This is a genomic window from Paractinoplanes hotanensis (genome assembly GCF_023717965.1).
Classification (GTDB): Bacteria; Actinomycetota; Actinomycetes; order Mycobacteriales; family Micromonosporaceae; genus Actinoplanes; species Actinoplanes polyasparticus.
On the sequence record NZ_JAMQOL010000083.1, the window covers coordinates 1 to 16436 of the forward strand.

The following is a 16436-nucleotide window of genomic DNA, read 5'->3' on the forward strand; positions in this document are numbered from 1 at the left end:
GGCCGGCACCAAACGGTCCTAAACCCCGCCCGATAAAGATCCAACCAACGTGTTATTTCTCGGCGAGCCCTTAGTCGTGGAGCACGGCAACCACCACCACAGCCAGACGTGCCGCCGCCAGCCGCCGAGCACGGCAATCACCACCACAGCCGGGCGTGTCGCCGTAGAAAAGATCTCGAAGGATTTAGGGGCCTGAGATCAAGCAACGTCCTCCCTGGTGGGATGAGCGGGCTTGGTGTCCCAGTACCCATCGAGGAGGACGTTCGTGGTTCAGCGTAGCGGGTTGACCCGGGGCGATCGCCGCCGGAATGACCGGATCGAGGCGTTGCGTCGGGTGGTGACGCCGGATCGGGCGATCCTGGCGATCGATTTGGGTGAGGACAAGCAAGTCGCCGCGTTGATGGATCACGACGGGCGGGTCCTTGGACGGCGCACGGTCACGGTGAAGGCGTTCGCGTTGGGTCAGTCGTCGAGCAGGCCCAGGCGGCGGGCCACGGCGGCGGCCTCGCCACGGTTGGTGACTTCGAGCTTGGCGATGATGCGGGAGACGTGGACGCTCGCGGTCTTGGGTGAGATGTAGAGGTCGGCGGCTATGCGGCTGTTGGTGTGGCCCTCGGCGACCAGGCGCAGCACCTCGCGTTCGCGAGTGGTCAGCAGGTCGTCGCGCACAGCGGCCGGGGTCGACGGGCGGATGCCGAGGCGGCGCGACAAGATGTCGGCCGCCTCGACCAGCGGGGTCGCGCCCAGCGCCGAGGCCACCGCGACAGCCTCAGCGATCGACTCGGCTGGGTCGAAGCGATAAGCGACCTCAGGACGAGACGCGGCCTCGGAACGAGACGCGGCCTCGGAACGAGACGCGGCCTCGGAGCCAGAAACGGCCTCGGAGCGAGAAACAGCATCGGAGCGGGAGGCGGCCTCGCGGGCGGCGGCGTCGGAGCGGTGGGTTGAGCGGGCTGCAGCCTGGGCCTCGGCCAGGTCGAGGAGGGCTCGGGCCAGTTCGTGGCGATGGCCGTCGTCGCGCCAGGCCTGGACGGCCTCGTGCCAGCGGGGTTCGCCGCCCTCAAGCAGGGCCCGGACCTCGGCGGCGAAGGCGACCTCGGCCGGGTAGCGGATCGGGAGGCGGGTGGCGGCCTCGGCTACCTGGGCGGCCAGGGCGGCGTCTGTGGCGCGGGTGGCGGCTCGGGCGGCGTGGGACAGGATCGACCAGCAGTAGCGCGGCAGGACCGTCAGCGACGGGTCGGCCAGGGCGGAACGGGCGGCCTCGACGGCGGCGGCCGGGTCGGGGTCGTCGAGGGCGGCCAGCAGCCTCAGGTCGAGCGTGGCCAGACGGCCCTCGTTGCTGAGGTAGGGTCGGCCCAGGAAGGCCAGCGACCGGTTGACCAGGGCTTGTGCGCCCTCGCGGCCGCGGGCCAGGCGGATGCGGGCGCGCAGGCGCAGCCAGGGCAGGGCCAGCGTCTCGGGCGGGTCGAGCCGGGCCGCTTCGGCCAGGCGGGCGTCGGCCTCGTCCCAGCGGCCCAGGGCGATCAGCGCCTCGGCGTGGTTGGCCAGCAGGAAGACGCCCGTGGTGCGGCTGACGCCGACCCGGCCCGCGCCGGGCAGGCCGTCGGCGGCGGCTGCGGCCGATTCCTCGTAGCGGCCCAGCTCGAACAGCGTGTCGGAGACGTTGATCAGGCCGCTGGTGAAGGCGGGCAGGTCGCCGGCGGCGCGGGCTCGTTCGACCGCGTCGCGCATGACCGGTAGCACCTCGCCCGCGGGCACCCGGCCCGAGCAGGTCGAGCCGAACGCCACCTCGGCCGTCACCAGGGCGGCGAGGTCGCCCTGGTCGGAGGCGTCGGCCATCGCGACGCGGGCGACCTCGGCCGCGCGGTCGGGGTCGAGGCCGGCCAGCTGGTGGGCCACGTCGGCCAGCAGGCGCACCCTGGTGGAGCCGCGCGGGGCCTTGCTGAGCAGGCGGAACGCCTCTTCGCACTCGGCCCGGCCGTCGGACTTGCCGGCCGTGCGCAGCAGTTTGGCCCGGCGCACGAGCAGGCGGCCGGCCCGCAGTGGTTCGGCCTCGGCGTCGAGGTCGGCCAGGGCGGCGCGGGTGAGGGTGAGCGCCCGCATGTGCTCGCCGGAGTCGATCGCGGCCAAGGCGGACTCTTCGAGCAGGTCCAGGTGGTCGAGGCCGAGCAGGGTCTGGGCGTCGGGCACGTCTTCCCACAGCTGGAGAACCCGGTCGAGCAGGCGCGCCTGTTCCCCGTACGCGAAACGCTGTTTGGCCTCGTCGGCGGCGATCTTGGCAGTGATGAGCGCGCGCGGATGGTCGCGGGCCGCGTGCCAGTGATGGGCGGTCTCGGCGGCGGCCCGGCCCATGGGGACCAGGTGAGGCTCGGCCTCGACGGCGCGGGCGTAGCGGGCGTGCAGCCGGGCGTGCTCGCCGGGCAGCAGGTCGTCGTGCACGGCCTCGCGCACCAGGGCGTGGCGGAACTCGAAGCCGCCCTCGGCGTCGACGACCGCGACGAGCTGGGCGGCCACGATGACGCGCAGCGCCGATTCGAGGGCCGCGTCGTCGAGCCCGGCCACCCGGGCCAGCAGTTCGTGGCCGAACCGGGTGCCGCCCACGGCGGCCACCCGCAGCACCTGCTGGGCCGGCTCGGGCAGCTGGTCGACCCGGGAGAGCAGCAGGTCACGCAGGCTGGCGGGGATCTCGTTGAGGCCCGAGCCGGCGAACTGCTCGATGAAGAACGGGTTGCCCTGGGCGCGCTCGTTGATCGCGTCGACCACGCGCGCGTCGGGCTCGGCGCCGAGCAGATGGGTGAGCATCTCGGCGGTGCCCTCGCGGTCGAGCCGGTCGAGTTCGAGGCGCAGCACGCCGCGCACGCGGTCGAGCTCGGCCAGGAACGCGCGCAGCGGATGACCGCGGTGCAGTTCGTCGGTGCGGTAGGTGGTGATCAGCAGCAGCTGGGGCAGGCGGGCCGCCCGCACCAGGAAGGCGATCAGATCGCGGGTGGAACGGTCGGCCCAGTGCAGGTCTTCGAGCACCAGGACCAGCGGGCCCCGCCCGAGCAGCGCGGCGACCGCCTCGAAGAGCAGGCCGCGGCGGGCGTCGCCCTCGAGCGGCGGCGGACCCAGCTCGGGCAGCAGACGGGCCAGTTCGCGCTCGTGACCGTCGAGCGCGCCGACGCCCTCGGCCCGCACCAGCTCGCGCAGCGCGCCCGCGAACGGGGCGAAGGGCAGACCCTCTTCGCCCAGCTCGAGGCACTGGCCGGACAGCACCCGCACGGGCTCGCCGGCCAGGCCGCGGGCGAATTCCTCGACCAGGCGGGTCTTGCCCACGCCGGCCTCGCCGCCGACCAGCACAGTCGACGGCTCGGCGTGGCGGGCCCGTTTCAGCGCATCGCGCAGAACAGCGAGGTCGGCCCCCCGGCCGACGAGCACCTCGCTGTGCGCATGCACCGTCATGAGGTCGAGCATGCCATGGGGGTGCGACAGATTTTCCGCCGCGGAAACCGGCCCGGGCCCCCCGGACAACACGGCCGTCATGCGGCCACGACGGCCCTGGCCGGCTGCTCGGCCCGCCTGCGGGGCCACCGCCCGAAGCGGCGGGACCGGCCGACGCCGGCCTCCCGCACGCGGCGGGCGTCGGTCGCGCGGCGGCTCAGCTCACCGGCGCGCTGGTGGTGCAGGTCGAGCATGGTCTGAGGGTCGTTGTACGGGAACATCCCGGTGTCCTTCCGTCGGAGTTCTTCTGGAAGGAACTCTTCGCCGGAAGGCACCCGCCGGGCATGGGGAACCTGCCTCATATTGGCGGCCCGTGCCTCCTTACCCATGGGGAGGACCACCGGTGCGTGGGTAAGGACCCGCCCCACTACACTTTCGAGTTATGGCAAAAGAGCAGGAGAAGGTGTCGTTCGGCACGCGCCTGAAGCAGATCGGTCAGGTGTTCTCGTTCACCGCGAAGCAGGACAAGTGGTTCGTCCCACTGCTCCTCGCGGCCGTGCTGATCCCGCTCGCCCTGACTGTCGTCCTGGTGATCCTGTTCGGCTGGATCTACCTGCCGATCGGCATCATGGTCACCCTGCTGGCCGCGGTCATCGTGCTCAACCTGCGCTCCAACGCCGCGATGATGAACGCGGCCGAGGGCCAGCCCGGCGCCGCCGCCTCCCTGATCGAGAACATGCGCGGCGACTGGCGGGTCCGCCCCGCGGCCGCCTCGACGACCCAGTTCGACATGGTGCACGTGGTGATCGGCCGCCCCGGCGTGATCCTGCTGGCCGAGGGCAACCCGCAGCGCGTCCGCGGCCTGCTGGGGCAAGAGAAGCGCCGCCTGTCCAAGGTCATCGGCAACGCGCCGCTCTACGACTACGTGATCGGCTCCGACGAGGGCCAGCTCCCGGTCAGGAAGCTGCGCACGACGATGATGCGGCTGCCGCGCAACCTCACCGGCAAGGACGTCAACGCGCTCGACAAGCGCCTCGGCGCCCTGATGGCCCGCCCGCAGATGCCCAAGGGCGCCATCCCCAAGAACATGCGCCCCAGCAAGGGCGCGTTCCGCCAGCAACGCCCCCGCTGAGCACGACCCAAATTCAAGGTCAACTTCTTTCCCGAGTACGGGCATCGGCCTGGCGGTCGAGGCCGACATCCCGCCGTACGCGGCCCCGGGCGCGACCGCTTCGGACAGCGCTTACCGCCTCGGACGGCACCTAGCCGGCATGCCTGGAACGGGTTGACCGCTCGGGACGAGCGCATCCACGCGTCGTACGAAAAACGCAGTTGGATTTTCGCTAGCGCTGGACCATGACCGAGCGGGCCGCGCGGTCGTGCAGGCCCCGGCCGTCGCCGTCGTTGATCACCGCGGGGATGACGACGGCCAGCAGCAGGGCCCGGAGGATCGCGCGGGGCAGGCCGATCGCGCCGCCGTCCACGATGGAGACGCAGCGGATGCGGGCCAGCGCCATGCCGAGAGTCTGCCCGAACAGGCCCACGAAGAACGCGTGCACCAGCACGAAGATGCCCAGCTGGGGCCAGGGATTGGCTCGCAGGTCGTCGACGATCACGGCGGCCACCACGGTGGCGAGCGCCCAGTCGATCAGCAGGGCGCCGAACCGGCGGCCGAACGAGGCGTGGGTCACGCCGGACAGATCGAGCGCGCCCCGCGTGCCGGGCGGGGTCTTGCCTGCCGAAACCATGCAACCAGCGTAACCGCGGCCGTTTTCGCGATAGCCTCGCTGGGGTCGGCCTGACCGTCGGCGGAGACCCACAGACTCCGTAACATGACGGAAACAATAGGGATACGCCCGGGCAACTCCCGCCCCATAGCGTCGCGACCAGCCCAGCCATGCGGCGGAAGAACGCCGCCCCGGTATCGAAATCCTGTACCAGGAGGACGTGTTGTTCGCCAACCCCGAGGAATTGCTGCGATACCTCAAGGACGAGGACGTCAAGTTCGTCGACGTACGGTTCTGTGACCTGCCCGGTGTGATGCAGCACTTCAACATGCCGGTCGAGTCGTTCGACGACAGCGTGGTAACCGACGGCCTCGCCTTCGACGGATCCTCGATCCGCGGGTTCCAGGCCATCCACGAGTCCGACATGATGCTGCTGCCGGACGTCACCACCGCCTTCGTCGACCCGTTCCGGATCCAGAAGACGCTGGCGCTCAACTTCTTCATCCACGACCCGTTCACCCGCGAGGCCTACTCGCGTGACCCGCGGAACGTGGCCAAGAAGGCGGAGACCTACCTGGCCTCCAGCGGCATCGCCGACACCGCGTTCTTCGGCGCCGAAGCCGAGTTCTACATCTTCGACTCGATCCGCCACTCCACCAGTGCCAACGAGGCGTACTACCACATCGACTCGATCGAGGGCGCCTGGAACTCCGGCAAGGACGAAGAGGGCGGCAACAAGGGTTACAAGACCGCCTACAAGGGCGGCTACTTCCCGGTCGCCCCGCTCGACCACTACAGCGACCTGCGCGACGCGATGGTCCGCCGTCTGATCGACGTCGGCTTCACCGTCGAGCGCTCGCACCACGAGGTCGGCACCGCCGGCCAGGCCGAGATCAACTACAAGTTCTCGACCCTCCTGCACGCCGGCGACCAGATGCAGATGTTCAAGTACATCATCAAGAACACCGCCTGGGAGCACGGCAAGACCGCCACGTTCATGCCGAAGCCGCTGTTCGGCGACAACGGCTCGGGCATGCACACCCACCAGAGTCTGTGGCTGAACGGCGAGCCGCTGTTCTACGACGAGACCGGCTACGCCGGCCTGTCCGACACGGCCCGCTGGTACATCGGCGGCCTGCTGCACCACGCGCCCAGCCTGCTGGCCTTCACCAACCCGACGGTCAACTCGTACCGTCGCCTGGTGCCCGGCTACGAGGCCCCGGTCAACCTGGTGTACTCGCAGCGCAACCGCTCGGCCTGCACCCGCATCCCGGTGACGGGCAGCAACCCGAAGGCCAAGCGCGTCGAGTTCCGCGTGCCGGACCCGTCGTCGAACCCGTACCTGGCGTTCTCGGCCCAGATGATGGCCGGCCTCGACGGCATCAAGAACAAGATCGAGCCCCCGGCCCCGATCGACAAGGACCTGTACGACCTGCCCCCGGAGGAGTGGGGCAGCGTCAAGCAGGTGCCCGGCTCCCTCGACGCGGTGCTCAACAGCCTCGAGACCGACCACGAGTTCCTCACCGCCGGTGGCGTCTTCACCGACGACCTGATCAGCACCTGGATCGACTGGAAGCGCACCAACGAGATCGACCCGGTCCGCCTCCGCCCGACCCCGCACGAGTTCGAGATGTACTACAACGTCTGATCCCGCTCAGGGACGGAACGGCGGTCACGCCCGGCTTCGGCCGGGGTGGCCGCCGTTTCGCGCGCGGGTGCTCGTTACAGGCCCATAGGCATCGACTAACGGTGATATTGCCCGCCGGCGACGATGTTTCACGCACGCACGGGGGCTCCAGGGCTTCGTACCGCTTCGGCGCGTACGCGGCCTTGCCCGATCTGACCAAGGTCGACTTTCCCGGACGCCTGGACCGGCCACCCCGACCTGTCGTACACCACCATGGACAACCAGGCGCGATCGATCAAGTTCGTTCAGCAGGACCCGCAGGAAGCGTGAGGAAGGCGTCCAGGGCGGCCGCGCCGGCGAGCATCGCGCGGCCGCGGGCCGCCAACCGCGCGTGCCAGTCGCTGAGCGCCGACTCCAGGGGCTCCACGCCGCCGGCCGTGCGCACCTGGGCGATCAGCGGGGCGATCCGTTCCAGCCGGTAGCCGCCCCGGCGGAGCTGGTGGACGAGTTGCGCGTCGCGGATGTCGGCCGGACCGTACACGCGATATCCCGTCCGTCGGTCGCGCCGCGGGTGGACCAGGTCGGCCCGCTCCCATTTGCGGAGCGTGGCCGGCCGGACGCCGAGCAGTCCGGCCAGCCGGCCGACGAACATGTCACCTCGTTCCGCCGGCATGGGAGACAGGTCGCGAAGCGCGGCTTCGACGGCCCGCAGCGTACGGCGGTCGTCGAGCAGCTGGGCGTGACTCTCGTCGATGCGCTGCAACGCCTCGGCGGGCAGGTCCTGGTTGACCGCCTGCATGATCAGCGAGGCCGTCCGGTGGCCGTGACCGGGGATCAGGGCGAGGAACGCGCGGAGCGCCTGCGCGTGACGCGGCGTGTAGGTGCGATAGCCGTACGGCGTGCGACCGGCCGCGGGAAGGATCCCGGCCTCCTCGTAGTTGCGGATCGCCTGGGTCGACAAACCATGCGCCCGCGCCAGGTCGACCGGTCGCAGCGTTTGAGGGTTCCGGGCCATACACCCTCACCGAAAGCGCCGAAGTTTCAATGGACGGTTCAACGATACTGTTCAGAGGCATGACTTCTGCTCCCGAAGATGTGATGCGCCTGCTCAAGGCCCGGCCCCGCCTGCTGGCTGTGGGCGAACCGACCCACGGCGACAACAACCTGCTCACGCTGCGCAACCTGCTGTGGAAGCATCTCGTCGAGCACGAGGGTTACCGCACGATCGCCCTGGAGAGCGACTGCCTGCGGGCCCTCACCGTCGACGACTACGTCACCACGGGCGTCGGCGACCTCGGCGATGTGGTTCGCAACGGCTTCAGCCACGAGTGGGGCCACTACCAGGGCAACCACGAGCTCGTACGGTGGATGCGCTCGTACAACGACGGCCGTCCACCCGGGGAGCAGGTCCGTTTCGCCGGTTTCGACGGCCCGTTGGAGATCACCGCCGCCGCCAGTCCACGCCCGATCCTTGCCGCTCTGGCCGAGAGCACCGGCACTCTCGCGCCGGACATGGACCGCCTGCTCGGCGACGACGAACGCTGGACCAACCCGGCCGCCATGATGGATCCGTCGCAGTCGGTGGGCCGCTCCCCCGAGGCCAAGGAACTACGTCTGTTGGCCGACGACCTGGCGGCCCGCGTGGCCATGCAGCCGCGCCCCGACGAACGCGCCCGCCTGTACGCCCGCACCGCCACCGGCCTGCTGCGCTACCACTACTGGATGGCGGATTCCTCCCCGGACCGCCTGTCCTGGCTGCTCGGCATCCGCGACTCGATGATGGCGGACAACCTGCGTGCCCTGGCCGACCGGGGCCCGACCTTCGCGTACGGCCACAACTCGCATCTGCAGCGCGGGCGAAGCAGCATGCGGATGGGCGGCCGGCCTCTTGAGTGGTGGGGCGCCGGATCTCTGGTCGACGCCGAACTGGGTACGGGCTACGCGTTCGTCGCCACCGCCGTCGGCACGATCCACGAGCACGGCGTGCCGGCTCCACCCCCGGACACCGTCGAGGGCCACCTGTACGCGTTCCCGCAAGATCAGCTCGTGACAGGAGCCCGCGACCTGCCCGGAGCACGAAGGGAGTCCCCCTGGTACGGCTACGCGCCGCTCGACCCGGCCCGGCTCGCGGGCGTCGACGGAGTCGTGTTCGTCCGCGACGTCACTCCCATTGCCGGCGCGTCGGCTCGAACTGGCCCTCAGTAGGAAGGGCCCAGTCGTCGGTCATCGCACGCGGTCGGCTCATGCCGCCGCGTTGTTCGCCCGGTACCGCAGCACCACCACTCCACTCGACCCGACCGGCGTGGCGTCGATCAAGGCCAGCCGGACCGGGTCGAACGGGCCCGCCGTCAACGGGATGCCGTCGCCGGCCAGCAGCGGGTTCAGCTTGATCACGTACTCGTCGATCTCGGAACGCACGGCGCCGGCGAAGGCGCCGCCGCCGCAGAGCCAGATGTGCCGGCCCGGGCGCTCCTTCAGCTTCCGCACATAGGGCAGGGCGTCCTCGGTCACCACGGTCACCGCCGGGTCGATCGCAGGGTCGATCGTGCTCGAGAAGACGAACTGCTCGAGATGCGCGTACGGGCTGGTGATGCCGGCCTTCAGAGCCGGCTCGTACGTGCCGCGGCCCATCACGACGGTGTCGAAGACCTGGTTGGGCGCGGTGACCCCGAAGTGCTCGCGCAGCGCCGTCGGCAGCGTCTCGGGATAGCGCGAGCTGATGTAGGCGTTCAGTTCCTCGTCGAGCGGCCCGAAGAACGCGAAGTCACCGTCCGGCGCGGCGATGAACCCATCGACGGTGGAGGCGACGTAGTAGATGAGTTTTCGCATGTGCCTAAACTACAACACCTGTAGTGGTTGAGCTAGTCTCTCCTCGTGGTCAGAAATCCGGAACGACGCCGCCTGCTGGCCGACGCGGGCCTGCGCGTGCTGGCCGAGTCGGGCGCCCGCGGTCTCACCCACCGCGCGGTCGACACCGAGGCCGGCGTGCCCAGCGGCACGGCGTCCAACTACTTCCGCTCGCGCGACGCCCTGCTCGGCGCGCTCGGCGAGCGCATCTTCGAACGATTCGCGCCCGACCCGGCCGTGGTCGAGCGGCTCGCCGGCCGCCCACCCGGGCGTGAGCTGTTCATCGACTATCTGCGCTACATCCTGGAACGCACGACGGCCCACCCCGAGCTGACCCGGGCCCTCATCGAGCTGCGTCTGGAGGCCGCCCGCCGCCCCGGCCTCGCCGAGATCCTCGGCACCACTCTGCGCACCGGCTACCGGGAGGATGTCGCCTTCCACGCGACCACCGGCCTGCCCGGCGGCCCGCTCGAGATCGCCCTGCTCCACTACGCGATGGACGGCCTGCTCCTCGACATGCTGACCACCTCGATCGACGCCGGCGTCACCCCCGACGAAGCCCTGACCGCCTTCGTCGACCGCCTGGCATGAACGCGGCGCCGCGCTGGCTACCGTGGAGGGACCATGGACAGCCACCGCACGGCGTTGGAGCGGCTCCGCGAGCAGGCCGAGGGCGAGATCGCGGCCCTGGACGCCGACCTGCACGCGCTCTTCGAGGCGTCCCGCGCCGACAACGCCGACGACGAGCACGACCCCGAGGGCGCCACCATCGCGTACGAGCGGGCGCAGCTCACGGCCGTGCTCGCTGGGGCCCGGGCGCAGTTGGTGGCGGTCAACGAGGCACTCTCCCGCCTGGACGCCGGCGCCTACGGGCGGTGCGAGTCGTGCGGGCTGGCCATCGCGAGTGAGCGCCTCGACATCCGGCCGTTCGCGACGACCTGCATCGCCTGCGCTTCGTAGCGGCTTCCCAGCGGGCGGCGTACGGGTGTATGCCGGAGACGACCATCGAGCCGATCCCGTGCCGCATCCGGGGTGCGCCTGGACCCACCGTCGTCGCCGACAGCGGGCGCGCCCTGCTGCTCGACGAGATCAGCGACCACGGCTTCCCCGACGGCGAGCCCGAGGCCCGGCCGGTGACGCCGTTCTCGTGAGCGCGGCTACTTCACGCGCCGGTGGCTGCGGGCGACCATCTTCTCGTACTCGTGGTGCTCGTCGAGCCAGGCGGCCAGGAACGGGCAGATCGGCACGACCAGGCGGTGCTTGGCCTGCGCGTCCTCCATGGCGGCGCGGGCCAGCAGGCCGCCGACGCCATGGCCCTCGTAGGCGGGCTCGACCTTGGTGTGCGTGTAGGCGATGACGTTGCCGGTCACCTGATAGGTGATCACCCCGGCCAGCGTCCCGTCGTCGTCGCGCGCCTCGAAACGGCTCTTCTCCGGCGCGTCGGTCACCGCAATCGTCACGACCCCATCCAATCACGGAGGACGAGCTCCGCCACCCGCGGAATCGGCTCGTCGGTCACGTCGGCGAGCAGGGCCGTGGTCACGTCCGAGACAGTAACGTCGGGGAGTGCAGACCTTTCTCCCGTACCCGGACTTCCTGGCCTCGGCGAGGGTGCTCGACCCGAAGCGGCTCGGCAAGCAGCGGGTCGAGACGATCCAGGTGCTGCGCGGGCTGACCACGCCGGGTTACGGGTGGCGGCATCACCCGGCGGTCAAGATGTGGCGCGGGTACGAGGAGGGGCTCGTGCGCTACGGCCTCGACATGGTGGCCGTGTGGACCGGGACGGGGCGCGCCGACACCACCGCGGCGACCTTGATCGCCGACTGGGGCGGTGGGCCCCAGGTTCGTCCGCGGGAAGCTCTCGAACAAGTCGGCGAGCTGCCGCCGTGGCTGGGCGACGAGGCCGTGCACCGTAGCCACCAGTCGGCCCTGCTGCGCAAGGACCCGGAGCTCTACCGGCCGTTCTTCGGCCCCGACGTGCCGGACGACCTGCCGTACGTGTGGCCGGTTTCCGACCGTCCCGGCCGCGACCTGGGCTGACGACGTATCTCGCTGAGGGCCGCCGCCCCTTCCCGATGTTCGCACCTGTCATCGGGAGGTTCCGTTGTATCGCACCGGCCTGGTCCTTCTTGTCCTGCTCGCCCTGCTCGACGTGGTGAGCTCACTGCCCTTCGGCGACAACCGCCCACCGGTCGGGGTCGTCATCGCCGGGCTCACGCTCGGCCTGATCAGCCTGGCCGCCGCCGTTCCGGCGTGACGGGGGACCCGCAAAGCCGCCGCCGTCGTGATCGGCTCGCGGGCCCTGTCGGCGCTCCTGGGCATCGGCGCGTTCTTCGACGACCGCGCGCCCGGCTGGGTGCTGGTCGGCGTCAGCGTCGCGATCGTGCTGACGGCGGTGGCCGTGGTCATGATGATGCCGTCGCTGCGCCTGCGCCGAGCGAAGCCGGCCTGAAACCGCGCCCGGCGCGGAACGAGCATGTCGTACGAACAGAGACCGCGTCCCCCTCGCCGGCGCCGCCCTACCCGGGCTCAGTTCCCGCCCACCCAGGACACCCGAACCGCTCCTGGGTCCAGTCGAAATCCGGCAGTGTCGAAACGTGCGACCGCCGTTCGTACAGGAGGGGAAGGCCGGACCAGGACAGGGAGACAAGCATGCGTTCGATCGGTGTGACGACGTTCATGACTTTGGACGGGGTGGTGCAGGGGCTGGGGCGGCCCGACGAGGACGCGCGCGGCGGTTTCGCCCATGGTGGCTGGGGGCCGCGGTACAACGACGAGGTCATGGGGCAGGAACTCGGCAAAGGCATGGCCCAGGCCGGTGACCTGTTGTTCGGCCGGCGTACCTGGCAGGACTTCGCGAACGTCTGGGGGCGCGCCACCGACGGCAACCCGTTCTCGGCTCTCATGAACAAGGCGACCAAGTACGTCGTCTCGACCACCCTGAACGATGCCGGCGGCTGGGAGAATTCGATCCTGCTGCGCGGTGACGCCGCCGCGACAGTCGCCGAGCTGAAGGCGTCACCCGGCCCTGACCTCGCCATCAACGGCAGCGCGGCGTTGGTCCGCAGCCTGCACGCGGCCGGCCTGATCGACGATTACACGCTGCTGATCCACCCGCTGACCCTGGGATCGGGCGCGCGGTTGTTCGAGCAGCCGGCCCCGCTCGCCGAGTTCGAGCTGATCGACTGCGTCGCCACGACGAAGGGCGTACTCATCGCCCGCTACAAGCGGGCAGAATCGTAGGTGTGGAGATCGCCGTGCTCGGGCCGTTGGAGCTGCGCGGCCCGACCGGCGAGGTCGTGCCAGTCGCGGGCGCGCGCCTGCGGAGCCTGCTGGTGCTGCTCGCCCTGGAACCGGGGCGGGTCGTGTCGGCCGAGCGGCTGATCGACGGCGTCTGGGGTGACGAGCCACCGTCCGGCAACGCGCTTCAGGCCCTGGTCTCGCGGCTGCGCCGGGCCGGGCTGGTGATCGAGGCCGCCTCGTACGGCTATCGCCTGGTCATCGAGCCCGAGCAGATCGACGCGCACGTCTTCGCCCGGCTCGCCGCCACCGGTCCGGGCCGGGCGCTCAGCTATTGGCGCGGTGATCTCGACTTTCCCGAGGTGGCCCGGGCCGAGGCGGCGCGGTTGCACGAGCTGCGCCTCGACGCGATCAAGCGCAGCGTCACCGGGGCGGGAGCCGTGCCGGCGCTCGAGGGCCTGGTCACCCAGCATCGGCTCGACGAGCAGCTGGTGGCCCTGCTGATGCGTGCGCTGCGGGCCGCCGGCAACCCGGGCCGCGCGCTGGAGGTCTTCGAGCAGGCTCGCCGCCGCCTGGCCGAGGTGCTCGGCGCCGACCCGTCGGCCGAGCTGCGAGCCCTGCACGTCGAACTGCTGCAGGACAGGCCGAGCGGCAACCTGCCGGCCGAGGTGAGCAGCTTCGTCGGGCGGGAGGCGGATGTCAGCACCGTCCGCCGGCTGCTCGGCGAGCACCGGCTGGTGAGCGGGCCGCGCCGGGCCTGCGAGTGCTGACCACGAGCCGCGAGCCGCTCGGCATTCCGGGCGAACAGCTTCATCCGGTCGAGCCGCTGGCTCTGCCGCCGGTGGGTGCGGACGCGTCGACCGCTTCCGCTTTTGCTTCCGTACGGCTTCTGCTCGACCGAGCCGCCGGCTTCGCCCTCACCGCACAGAACACCGGGGCCGTCGTCCGTGTCTGCCGCGAGCTCGACGGCATGCCGCTGGCCATCGAGCTGGCCGCCGCCCGCCTGCGCACCCTGCCCGTAGCCGTGCTGGCCGACCGTCTGGCCGACCGGTTCCGCCTGCTCACCGGGGGCAACCGCGCCGCGCTGCCCCGCCATCAGACCCTGCGCGCGGTCGTCGACTGGAGCTGGGAGCTGCTCAGCGAACCGGAGCGGCAGCTGTGGCGCCGGTTCGCGCTGTTCAAGGGCGGCGCCGGCGTCGACGTGGCCGAGCGGGTCTGCGCCACCGATCTCGAGGTGCTGGCCGCGCTGGTCGACAAGTCGCTGCTCGTGCTCGGCCCCGGCGGCCGCTACCGCATGCTCGAGACCATTCGCGAGTACGGGCTCGAGCGGCTGGCCGAGGCCGTTCGGTGCCCGACGTCGACCGCATCATGGTCGAAGCCCGCGCCGCACTGGGCGACGCGGGCTTCGACGAGGCTTACCGCCGGGCCACCGGCACCACGGTGGCCGACGCGGTGGGCCTTCTCTAGAGCAGCCGGCCCAGCCGCAGGAAGACCGTCTCGCCGGTGGCGTCGTCGATGGCGTCGTTGTCGGTCACGGCGTAGGTCCGGCCGTCACCGCCGATCGCCAGGCCCTCCACCTTGTCCTGCACCCAGCCGTTGCCGGCCTTCAGCGCGGGCAGCAGGTCCTTGACGAGCGTCTTCCTGACGGTCGGCGTGCCGGTCCAGGTGGCCGGGACGTCGAACTGGTAGATCTTCTTGATCGAGGCCTGCGGGCCGCGCTGGTTGTCGCGCTCGATCACCGCGAACGTGTTGCCGTCGACCGCGACCAGCTCGGACAGGCCGGTCCAGCCCAGCGGAGCGGCGTCGAGCGGGTAGAGCAGCCACGACCAGGCGCCGGTCCTGAGGTCGTGCCGGCCGATCCGGACGACGTTCGCCGGGTCGGTCTTGAGCGGGCGCTGGATCGCGACCCAGACAGCGGCGCCGGTCTCGGCCACGCCCTCGAAACCGTTGGTCGTGACGGCGGCGGCGATGTCGGCCGGCAGCGGGAGCTCCTGCTGCACCGCGCCGCGGGCGTCGAGGCCTACCAGAAGGTTGGGGGTCTCGGCCGAGCCCTCACTGGCCAGCCAGTAGCCGCCGCCCTGGCGTGCCACGATGCCCTCGGCGTCGTAACCGACCGGCCGGCCGGCCTTGGTGACGGTCAGCTGCTTGTCGACCTCCGCGGGAGAGGAGGCGGTGTCGATCGTCAGGATCCGGGTCGGGGTGTACGCCGAGTCGGTGACCGAGACGAGCTGGGAACGCTTGCCGGGCACGGCGGACAGCGCCGACAGCGTGCCGAACGGGATCAGGTCGTCCGAGACGATCGACGGGAACCGGCCGCGGCCGATTCCGTAGATCTGCACCGAGCCGCGAATGTTGGCGTCCGGGATCTCCTCCTCGCTGGAGACCACCAGCAGGCCCCGCGACGGCACCGCGACGACGCCCTCGGGGCCGTTGGTGGTCGGCAGCAGTTGCTGGAACTTCGGCTTCCGCGGGTTCGACACGTCGTACACCGCGGTGAAGTTGCCCCGCTCCGAGTTGACGAAGACGTACGGCGTACGGCCGATCTTCGCGAACGCCACGTTCTCGGGCTCGATGCCCTTGGCGTCGGAGCGCTTGTCCGGGTAGAGGCCGTGCTCGACGGCGAGGTGCTCAAGCGTGTTGCCGGCGTCCCAGACGACCCGGCCGTCGCGCGAGAAGATCGTCCAGCCGCGCGAGCCGCCCTCGTAGTCGCCCTCGTTGGCCGTGGCGAACAGGTCGTCGCTGATCCACGCGACGCCGTCCGGCTCCCGCTCGGCGGTGATCGAGCCGTCCAGCGTGATGGTGTCGTCGTCCTTGGTGTCCACACCGGACACCGTGACCGCGCCCGCCGGGAAGTCCTCGACAACCTTGCCCGACCTCAGCGACACGACAGCCAGGTGGTTGTTCTCCTGCAGGGAGACGACCGCCTCGTCGCGCGAGTTGATGCTGACGTACTCCGGCTCGGGATCGCTCGGCGCGACCGCGGCCAGCCCGGTCAGGCCCACCTTCGAGGCCTTCCACGTCTTCGTGTCGATCACCGACAGGTAGCCGGCCGGCAGCTGCGGGATCGCGCCGTCGTCGACATCCTCGTCGCGCTCGTTCTCGATCGCCACGGCGATGTAGCGGCCGCTCGGCGCCACCGCGACCGAGTCGGGCTGCCCACCCAGGTCGATCTGCCGCACGACCTCGCGGCTGCGGTCGTCGATCACGACGAGCTTGCCCGACGGGTCGGTGAAGCTCTCGCGCGTGTTCACGCCGGCGAGCAGCAGGTGACCGAGGTGCGCCACCGAGGTGGGCTCGCCGTCCAGCGCCAGTGTGCCGGACGGTCGCGGCCGGCTGGGATTGCTGATGTCGACGAAGCCGAGGCGCTTGCCCGGGCTGTCGGTGTAGACGACCGTGCGGCCGTCCCCGGTGACCGTGGAGATCTCCGCCGCCGCGGTGTCGTCGATCGACGAGTTCAGATAGGCCGGGAAGGTGGCCAGCCTGCGGAATTCCCCGTGGGGCGCGTGAGCGGCCGCCGGCGTGGCGACGAAGGTGGCGGCCAGGCCGAGCAGAGCGATTGCCGAGCGTTTGTGCAT

17 protein-coding genes and 1 pseudogene are annotated in these 16436 nt (G+C 70.8%); 11 read left to right on the forward strand and 7 right to left on the reverse strand.

The features are described 5' to 3' along the window. Positions 1 to 462: 462 nt before the first annotated feature. Positions 463 to 3453, reverse strand: coding sequence for a helix-turn-helix transcriptional regulator (locus LXN57_RS45225; RefSeq protein ID WP_438872986.1), 2991 nt, complete (start codon positions 3451 to 3453; stop codon positions 463 to 465). Positions 3454 to 3518: 65 nt separating this feature from the next. After that, positions 3519 to 3701: a hypothetical protein gene (locus LXN57_RS45230; protein ID WP_251804496.1), complete on the reverse strand. Its 183-nt coding sequence runs from the start codon at positions 3699 to 3701 to the stop codon at positions 3519 to 3521. 161 nt (positions 3702 to 3862) lie between these two features. On the opposite strand from LXN57_RS45230, the gene LXN57_RS45235 reads away from it, so the two are divergent. Next, positions 3863 to 4552: a DUF4191 domain-containing protein gene (locus tag LXN57_RS45235; RefSeq protein WP_251804497.1), complete on the forward strand. Its 690-nt coding sequence runs from the start codon at positions 3863 to 3865 to the stop codon at positions 4550 to 4552. 211 nt (positions 4553 to 4763) lie between these two features. On the opposite strand, the gene LXN57_RS45240 is transcribed toward LXN57_RS45235, so the two are convergent. Then, positions 4764 to 5168 carry an RDD family protein gene (locus LXN57_RS45240; RefSeq protein ID WP_221376243.1) on the reverse strand — a complete coding sequence of 135 codons (405 nt, stop codon included), beginning with the start codon at positions 5166 to 5168 and terminating at the stop codon, positions 4764 to 4766. A gap of 202 nt (positions 5169 to 5370) precedes the next feature. On the opposite strand from LXN57_RS45240, the gene glnA reads away from it, so the two are divergent. Then, positions 5371 to 6795 (forward strand): type I glutamate--ammonia ligase, encoded by a 1425-nt coding sequence (glnA, locus tag LXN57_RS45245; protein ID WP_251804533.1) that lies wholly within the window; start codon positions 5371 to 5373, stop codon positions 6793 to 6795. 274 nt (positions 6796 to 7069) lie between these two features. On the opposite strand, the gene LXN57_RS45250 is transcribed toward glnA, so the two are convergent. Next, entirely contained in the window at positions 7070 to 7789 is a 720-nt protein-coding gene (locus LXN57_RS45250; RefSeq protein WP_251804498.1) for a TioE family transcriptional regulator, read from the reverse strand. Positions 7790 to 7848: 59 nt separating this feature from the next. On the opposite strand from LXN57_RS45250, the gene LXN57_RS45255 reads away from it, so the two are divergent. Then, positions 7849 to 8979: an erythromycin esterase family protein gene (locus LXN57_RS45255; protein WP_251804499.1), complete on the forward strand. Its 1131-nt coding sequence runs from the start codon at positions 7849 to 7851 to the stop codon at positions 8977 to 8979. A 36-nt stretch (positions 8980 to 9015) separates the two neighbouring features. On the opposite strand, the gene LXN57_RS45260 is transcribed toward LXN57_RS45255, so the two are convergent. Continuing rightward, the gene (locus LXN57_RS45260; protein ID WP_251804500.1) at positions 9016 to 9603 is read right to left on the reverse strand and encodes a dihydrofolate reductase family protein; all 588 of its coding nucleotides are present in this window, start codon (positions 9601 to 9603) and stop codon (positions 9016 to 9018) included. Positions 9604 to 9648: 45 nt separating this feature from the next. On the opposite strand from LXN57_RS45260, the gene LXN57_RS45265 reads away from it, so the two are divergent. From LXN57_RS45265 to LXN57_RS45275, 3 genes are read left to right on the forward strand one after another with little or no spacing between them, the layout of a single operon-like run. Next, positions 9649 to 10212 carry a TetR/AcrR family transcriptional regulator gene (locus LXN57_RS45265; protein ID WP_251804501.1) on the forward strand — a complete coding sequence of 188 codons (564 nt, stop codon included), beginning with the start codon at positions 9649 to 9651 and terminating at the stop codon, positions 10210 to 10212. Positions 10213 to 10245: 33 nt separating this feature from the next. Further along, on the forward strand, positions 10246 to 10581 hold the full coding sequence (locus LXN57_RS45270; protein WP_251804502.1) for a TraR/DksA family transcriptional regulator: 336 nt from the start codon (positions 10246 to 10248) through the stop codon (positions 10579 to 10581). 29 nt (positions 10582 to 10610) lie between these two features. After that, on the forward strand, positions 10611 to 10772 hold the full coding sequence (locus LXN57_RS45275; RefSeq protein ID WP_251804503.1) for a hypothetical protein: 162 nt from the start codon (positions 10611 to 10613) through the stop codon (positions 10770 to 10772). Between the two features lie 6 nt (positions 10773 to 10778). Here LXN57_RS45275 and LXN57_RS45280 read toward each other — a convergent pair whose 3' ends face one another. Beyond that, on the reverse strand, positions 10779 to 11081 hold the full coding sequence (locus LXN57_RS45280; protein ID WP_251804504.1) for a GNAT family N-acetyltransferase: 303 nt from the start codon (positions 11079 to 11081) through the stop codon (positions 10779 to 10781). Positions 11082 to 11187: 106 nt separating this feature from the next. Here LXN57_RS45280 and LXN57_RS45285 point away from each other — a divergent pair, with 106 nt between their 5' ends. From LXN57_RS45285 to LXN57_RS48700, 5 genes and pseudogenes are all read left to right on the forward strand, one after another. Next, a complete protein-coding gene (locus LXN57_RS45285) occupies positions 11188 to 11661 on the forward strand; it encodes an MSMEG_6728 family protein (protein ID WP_251804505.1) in 474 nt (157 codons plus the stop codon). A gap of 64 nt (positions 11662 to 11725) precedes the next feature. Further along, positions 11726 to 11878, forward strand: coding sequence for a hypothetical protein (locus tag LXN57_RS45290; RefSeq protein WP_251804506.1), 153 nt, complete (start codon positions 11726 to 11728; stop codon positions 11876 to 11878). Positions 11879 to 11905: 27 nt separating this feature from the next. Continuing rightward, entirely contained in the window at positions 11906 to 12073 is a 168-nt protein-coding gene (locus LXN57_RS45295) for a hypothetical protein (RefSeq protein WP_251804507.1), read from the forward strand. Between the two features lie 200 nt (positions 12074 to 12273). Further along, positions 12274 to 12864, forward strand: coding sequence for a dihydrofolate reductase family protein (locus tag LXN57_RS45300; protein WP_251804508.1), 591 nt, complete (start codon positions 12274 to 12276; stop codon positions 12862 to 12864). A 14-nt stretch (positions 12865 to 12878) separates the two neighbouring features. After that, a pseudogene (locus LXN57_RS48700) lies at positions 12879 to 14200 on the forward strand (AfsR/SARP family transcriptional regulator); the annotation flags it as partial. Between the two features lie 124 nt (positions 14201 to 14324). On the opposite strand, the gene LXN57_RS45310 reads toward LXN57_RS48700, so the two are convergent. Next, positions 14325 to 16436, reverse strand: coding sequence for an esterase-like activity of phytase family protein (locus LXN57_RS45310; protein ID WP_251804510.1), 2112 nt, complete (start codon positions 16434 to 16436; stop codon positions 14325 to 14327).

Excerpts from the sequence above, each read along its gene's own strand:
- LXN57_RS45225 (WP_438872986.1), bottom strand. The coding sequence starts at position 3,453 with ATGCTCGACCTCATGACGGTGCATGCGCACAGCGAGGTGCTCGTCGGC.
- LXN57_RS45230 (WP_251804496.1), bottom strand. The coding sequence starts at position 3,701 with ATGTTCCCGTACAACGACCCTCAGACCATGCTCGACCTGCACCACCAG.
- LXN57_RS45235 (WP_251804497.1), top strand. The coding sequence starts at position 3,863 with ATGGCAAAAGAGCAGGAGAAGGTGTCGTTCGGCACGCGCCTGAAGCAG.
- LXN57_RS45240 (WP_221376243.1), bottom strand. The coding sequence starts at position 5,168 with ATGGTTTCGGCAGGCAAGACCCCGCCCGGCACGCGGGGCGCGCTCGAT.
- LXN57_RS45250 (WP_251804498.1), bottom strand. The coding sequence starts at position 7,789 with ATGGCCCGGAACCCTCAAACGCTGCGACCGGTCGACCTGGCGCGGGCG.
- LXN57_RS45255 (WP_251804499.1), top strand. The coding sequence starts at position 7,849 with ATGACTTCTGCTCCCGAAGATGTGATGCGCCTGCTCAAGGCCCGGCCC.
- LXN57_RS45260 (WP_251804500.1), bottom strand. The coding sequence starts at position 9,603 with ATGCGAAAACTCATCTACTACGTCGCCTCCACCGTCGATGGGTTCATC.
- LXN57_RS45270 (WP_251804502.1), top strand. The coding sequence starts at position 10,246 with ATGGACAGCCACCGCACGGCGTTGGAGCGGCTCCGCGAGCAGGCCGAG.
- LXN57_RS45275 (WP_251804503.1), top strand. The coding sequence starts at position 10,611 with ATGCCGGAGACGACCATCGAGCCGATCCCGTGCCGCATCCGGGGTGCG.
- LXN57_RS45300 (WP_251804508.1), top strand. The coding sequence starts at position 12,274 with ATGCGTTCGATCGGTGTGACGACGTTCATGACTTTGGACGGGGTGGTG.
- LXN57_RS45310 (WP_251804510.1), bottom strand. The coding sequence starts at position 16,436 with ATGCACAAACGCTCGGCAATCGCTCTGCTCGGCCTGGCCGCCACCTTC.